This is a genomic window from Myxococcus sp. CA039A (genome assembly GCF_013336645.1).
Lineage (GTDB): Bacteria > Myxococcota > Myxococcia > Myxococcales > Myxococcaceae > Myxococcus > Myxococcus llanfairpwllgwyngyllgogerychwyrndrobwllllantysiliogogogochensis.
In genome coordinates, this window is record NZ_JABUMQ010000668.1 from 1 (window position 1) to 1,278 (window position 1,278).

Sequence of the window (1,278 nt, forward strand, 5' to 3'; positions counted from 1 at the left end):
TCCTGACGCCCATCCAGCTCGACTTCTTCGAGAAGGAACTCCTCGAACCGCACCACTTCGCCCAGGCCTTCATGCTCGCGTCGAGCGAGCCGGTGGACGTCCCGTGCCTGGAAGCGGCGCTGCGCGCTGTCGTCGCCCACCACGACACGCTGCGGCTGCGCTTCACGCACCAGCAAGACGGCACCTGGCACCAGGAGTTCACCGGCCTGGAGTCCCTGGTCCGCCTGGAGCAGGTGGACCTCTCCTCCGTGCCCGAGGCGGAACTGCCTGCGGCCCTGGAGTCCGAAGCCTCCCGCATCCACGCCAGCCACAGGCTGGATGAGGGGCTGCTCCTGCGCGCCGCCCTCTTCCACCTCGGAGCCGAGCGAGGCTCACGTCTCCTGCTGTCGGTGCACCACCTGGGCGTGGATGGCGTCTCCTGGCGCACGCTGCTGGAGGACCTCGGCGCGGGTTATGTGCAATCGAGACAGGGCCGCCCGGTGGCGCTGCCGCCCAAGTCCACGTCCTTCAAGGCCTGGGCCTCGAAGCTGAGTGACTTCGCGCGCTCCGAGGAGGTCGTGCGTGAGCAGACGTACTGGCTGGAGGAGGGGCGACTCGAGGCTCCTGTCCTTCCCAGGGATGGCGCTGGCGGTGCCACTTCCGTGGCCTCCTCTCGCACGGTGGAAGTCTCCCTGGACGAAGCCCAGACGCGGCTCTTGTTGCAGGAGACACCGGCCGCGTGGCGGGCGCACATCAACGATGTGCTGCTGACGGCGGTGGCCGACAGCCTCACACACTGGATGGGCCAGCCTCGCCTGCGTGTGGAGCTGGAAGGCCATGGCCGCGAGCCGTTCTCCGACGACGTGGACCTGTCTCGCACGGTGGGCTGGCTCACCACGCTGTATCCCGTGACGCTGGACGTCTCGGGGACGACGAGCCTGGGCGACCGGTTGCGCGCGGTGCGGGACTCGCTGCGGCGCCTTCCCCGAAAGGGACTCGGCTACGGCCTGCTGCGCCACCTGTCGGATGACGAGCAATCCCAGCACCTCCGCGCGCTGCCTCGTGCCCAGGTGCTCTTCAACTACCTGGGTCAGTTCCATCAGTCCGCCGGTGACGACTCGGCGCTGAATCCGTTCACCGCCACGCGGGAGCCCCTGGGTGCCCTGCGCGCTCCCAAGGCCGCGCTCTCCCACCTGCTGGAGATCAACGGCTACGTCTTCGAGGGCCGACTGACCCTGGTGTGGACGTACAGCCAGGCAGCACACCGGACAGAGACCATCCAGTCCCTGGCCGACCATT

Annotated in this window: 1 protein-coding gene; it reads left to right on the forward strand. The window is 68.5% G+C overall.

The window, feature by feature from the left end:
• A partial coding sequence (locus HR086_RS46910) for a condensation domain-containing protein (RefSeq protein ID WP_254626776.1) occupies nucleotides 1–1,278 on the forward strand: 1,278 nt, incomplete at both ends.